This is a genomic window from Flavobacterium sp. SOK18b, from assembly GCF_014156605.1.
In the GTDB taxonomy this organism is placed as follows: domain Bacteria; phylum Bacteroidota; class Bacteroidia; order Flavobacteriales; family Flavobacteriaceae; genus Flavobacterium; species Flavobacterium tiangeerense.
Genome location: NZ_QKNZ01000087.1, coordinates 1 through 1,174, shown reverse-complemented (window position 1 = coordinate 1,174; position 1,174 = coordinate 1). Strand labels below are relative to the sequence as shown.

Here is a 1,174-nt window from a genome sequence, read left to right as displayed (position 1 = left end):
GAAATATCCATATTTGTTGGTGGATCTAAGGCAATTACTGTAGTACCTACTGCTGTTGCAAATGAACAACCGTTGGTATCTCTCACAATTACACTAACTGGTCCGGCTGTATTAGTCACAAACGTATTGTTTGTTGTAAAGCCTTGGTTGTTGAAGTTGTATTGGTACGAACCATTTCCTCCGCTAGGTACAGCTGTTACTGTTGCTGCTTGAGTCGCATTACCTGTACCACAACTCAATGGTGTGGTTACGCTAATTGTAGCTGACACAACAAATGGCTGATTAATAACAATTGCTGTAGCTGCTGCTGATTGACATCCTTTAGCATCTGTAATTACAACCGTGTATGATCCTGCTGGTAAACCACTGTAGTTTCCAGTAGCATCTCCAGTAGTGTTGAATCCTGTTCCGCTTAACGCGAAAGTAAATGGTGCCACACCTGCAGTTGGGGTTACCGTAATGGTACCGTTACTGTCTCCGTTACAAGTAGCATCGGTAGCTACTGCTGTGAACGTTGGCGTTACTGGTGTAGTTACTTCAACCGTATTAGTCGTTACCGAACATGTAGCTGGGTTACTATCCGTAATTACAAATGAGTAGATTCCTACTGTTGTTGGGTTTACCGTATATATTGGACCTGTAACTCCTGTTGCAGCTGCTCCTGTTGCAACTCCTCCAACTAAGGTTTGAACTGTAAATGGAGCTATTCCTCCCGAAATAGTAACATCAACTCTAGCGGCGGTTGGAGATGAACAAGTTAAATCTTTAACTAACACCGCTCCGCCAATAAGTTGGTTTGTAATGGTATAATTTACAAAAGCTTCACAACCGTTGTCATCTTTAATTCCTAATACATAAGTTCCTGGTCCATTGAAGGTAGCTATAGAACTTGTTAAAGCCGTTCCGTTAAGCGTATATGCTTTAACACCATTATAAGTAGTTGTAATTGTATTTGGACTTAAATCCGCTGTCAATGGCGAACCTGTGTAACACTGTGCTGCTGGCGCTACAATAGTTGGAGCAGCATTGTTTACGACCGTTACATTTTGCATGCCTACGCAGCCTTTGGCATCCATAACATAGACATCCCATGATAAAACAGTCAAGTTAGTATCTACTGAAAGAACTGGATTGGTATTGTAAGCACCCATTGCTGGTGGTGTAACGGTTCCTC

Annotated in this window: 1 protein-coding gene; it reads right to left on the bottom strand. The window is 42.1% G+C overall.

The window, feature by feature from the left end:
* Nucleotides 1-1,174 (bottom strand): SprB repeat-containing protein (locus DNC80_RS12500; RefSeq protein WP_182651514.1); only part of this gene is annotated, 1,174 nt, incomplete at both ends.